At 38.2% G+C, this 3,161-nt stretch carries 3 protein-coding genes; all 3 read right to left on the bottom strand.

What is annotated here, in order from left to right:
* Nucleotides 1-10: 10 nt before the first annotated feature.
* Nucleotides 11-652, bottom strand: a complete 642-nt coding sequence (locus ACR2F7_RS09990; protein WP_432713424.1) for a hypothetical protein — start codon at nt 650-652, stop codon at nt 11-13.
* Nucleotides 653-963: 311 nt separating this feature from the next.
* On the bottom strand, nt 964-1,212 hold the full coding sequence (locus ACR2F7_RS09985) for a hypothetical protein (RefSeq protein WP_432713423.1): 249 nt from the start codon (nt 1,210-1,212) through the stop codon (nt 964-966).
* A gap of 65 nt (nt 1,213-1,277) precedes the next feature.
* Nucleotides 1,278-3,161 (bottom strand): S46 family peptidase (locus ACR2F7_RS09980; protein ID WP_432713422.1); only part of this gene is annotated, 1,884 nt, incomplete at its 5' end.

Here is a 3,161-nt window from a genome sequence, read left to right as displayed (position 1 = left end):
ATAGATGTATTTATTTTTTACCATTTAAAACTGAACTTAAGTTGGGTTTGATGCCTATAGATAAAGGGAAGGATTGAAAACGTTGGTCCTGAATTTTATTAAATCCCCGCATGAATGAGCCCTCCAAAAATACGGAAACTTTACCAAAACTATACTCTGCGCCAAGTCCTGTTTCTAACATAGTCATGGTGTTGGTTTTATTGTTGAAAGTAGCTATCGCATTTGAGGGTGAAAGTTGTACTCCGGGCGTTAAAATAAAGCCACCGCCACCACCAACAAAACCATAGAACCCGAACTTGCCGACTATCTTTCTATACCCCAAGGCAAGGTTCAATAAATAGGTGGTTACCCTTCCATTGTTTACCAATGTTCCGAAGCCAGCTTCTAAAGTTTGTTGCTGGTATTTATAAGCATGTAGACTTAGTTTTGGGTAAAGAAAAAGACCATCATTTCCCAGGCCAAGGTTAATGCCTAGAGTGGTAGAAAACTTCGGCTCGAGGTATTCACTAGTCTCGCCAACGGGAATGGAAAATCCAATGCCACTGGAAGAATACAGCTTGTCGGCTCGGTCATATTGCGCTTTTGTTACGCTTGAAATTTGAAGGAGAAATAGGACTAAAAACAGGTTGAGGTAGTACGGTTTGTTTTTCATACAGCGTTTATTTTATGTACCCACAAGGCCTGAATTGCTTGCTCATTTTATAAAACATGGTTATTGTCATAAAGTTTGAATACGAACTGCAAATGTTAAAACAATATTAAATTTGGCTATTTGAGGGTGCCATACAAAATATTGACTTAAAATTACTTAATTGTTAAACAGTGAGTTAGTAAATTTTATGTTAATTTATTGTTTACCTGACTAGTTAATTACTGTACTTTTCGATGTTAAAAACAGAATATAATTTTGTTTCGGTGTTTATGTTATTGGTATACAGCAAAATATGCAATTCAAATATACCTTTACTGTTGTCGTTTGTAGGCCGCTGAGAAGTCTGTTCTCATGGTTTTAAATCGTGCTACAACCGTTGCGATAAACTCTTCATCGAGCATGGCAAAGATTTCGTTTGCACCACCTCCGGTGAGGTCAAGTTCTGATAGTTTATAACTTTGTTCCAGGCTTCCCTGCTCAAATTTAACAATGTATTTTTGGTTCATATTGAACAGGGTAATTTTACATTCCGGGTGTGGTAATTCTGCAAGTACTCTCATTTTAATTTATCATGAAGGGGTGAAAAAAACAGCCGCTCTTTTTAGGAGCGGCTGTTAATAATGTGTTATAATTTAACGCCCATTTCCCTGACAAGGAAATCTGCTTTATCAATTTTAGTGGCTACCCAAAGTACGTACCTGATGTCTACACCAATAGAGCGACTGTAACTTTCGTTCCATGCATAATCATTAATGGTAGCACCGTAAGCACGGTCAAAATTTACGCCAATCAGTTCGCCGTTTGCATTCATAATTGGCGAGCCTGAATTGCCTCCTGTAGTATCCATATTGTAAAGAAAAGATACGGGTACATCTTTCAAATCTTTCTTTTCAAAAGGCCCGAAATCTTTGGCAGTCCACAAGGTTTTGATCGTTTCCGGGTAACCGAAATCAGCATTTCCTGTAGCGCCTTTTTCTAAGATTCCTTTAATAGTGGTATAAGGTTTCATGTAAGTGGCATCATTAGGACTATAACCTCTCACATAACCATAAGTTAACCTTAAGGTGCTGTTAGCATCAGGAATGAAATCCTTCTTTAAAAACTGTTGTTTAACGTTGACATAATCGCCCATCAGTTTGTTCAATAAGCCTTCTCTACGATCTTTCTCTGGTTTCAACACCGCTATTTGTTTGTCGAGGTCGCGTGTTAACTGGATTAAAGCGTCGTTATAGGCACTTAGTGTTTTAGGACTTTTTAATAAGGTATTCATCACATAATCCTGATCCTTCAATTTACTCACTGCATAAGCTTGCTTTACATATTTTTCAATGGCAGCACTGTTATTGCCTTTACCGGAAATCTTGCTCAGGGCATCGATTTTTTCTGATGCTGAGAATTTAGAAGCATCATTCAGCATTTTCTGAAGTATAGTTTGATCTACATCAATGTCATATGCGCCATAGGTATTGCCTAAAGATTGTTTAACCTGTGAGATGTTATTATCGAAAAAGCTTTGCTTTTGTGCCGCTGGCTGTGCATCTATAGCTTCTTTAAAGTTGTTGATGTTTCTCGCTACTGATAATAAGCTGGTAGAACTGTAAATCTGCGATAACCATAAATCGCGGTTGGCATCACCATTAATTAGCTTGTAAAGGTTATCGATATCGTTCATTAAAGTACCGTATTTCGCTTTCTGGGCTACATTGCTATTAATGAATTCAGCAAGTGCTGCATCTTCTTGTTTCTTTTGGCCAATAAGATCAATACCTTTCAATCCCTGAAGCTTGCCACGGTAATTCTTCATTACGTTTGCATTACGTTTAATGCGTGTAGCAAGTTTAATTTCTGTGCTTTTGTCTTTTTTGCCTGCTTCTTCCATCGTTTTGTTTTGAAAATCGTACAGTTCTGAGGTGTATGGCAAGACAAATTTTTGCTGGTATTCAATAAACTCAGCAGGACGGTGGCGGAAAGTTCTTCCAGGGTAGCCTAAGATGAATACGAAATCTTCTTCATCGGTACCATTGGCATTCACCTTTAAAAACTTCTTTGGTGAGTAGGGTACATTGTCCTTCGAATATTTTGCTGGTTTACCATCTTTGCCTACATAAGCACGCATAAAGGAGAAATCGCCTGTGTGACGTGGCCAAACCCAGTTGTCTGTCTCGCCACCAAATTCACCTACTTGTCTGTTCGGAACATAAACTAAACGTACATCCTGAATGGTTTTGTAACGAAACAATACATAGGTTTTGCCAATAAACATTTCTGATACTTCAGCTTTTATGCTAGGGTCTTTTTTCTCTGCTTCAGCAACTATACTTTTCATGATATTGTTAATCATCGCCAACCTGGAGGCTGGATCAGTTACTTGTGCAACTGTGCCCAAAACACGCTCAGAAACATCTTCATAGCTATCCGTGATTCGGCAAGTAAGGCCTTTTGCTTCAATTTCCTCTTCATGTGATTTTGCTACGAAACCTTTGTTCAAGTAGTCATGCTCTGGTGTACT

Source organism: Pedobacter sp., assembly GCF_045628745.1.
In the GTDB taxonomy this organism is placed as follows: domain Bacteria; phylum Bacteroidota; class Bacteroidia; order Sphingobacteriales; family Sphingobacteriaceae; genus Pedobacter.
The sequence above is the reverse complement of the archived record's forward strand: the minus strand, read 5'-3'. Positions and strand labels throughout refer to the sequence as shown.

Coding starts and splice junctions, on each gene's coding strand:
- ACR2F7_RS09985 (WP_432713423.1), bottom strand. CDS start 1,212: ATGAGAGTACTTGCAGAATTACCACACCCGGAATGTAAAATTACCCTG.
- ACR2F7_RS09990 (WP_432713424.1), bottom strand. CDS start 652: ATGAAAAACAAACCGTACTACCTCAACCTGTTTTTAGTCCTATTTCTC.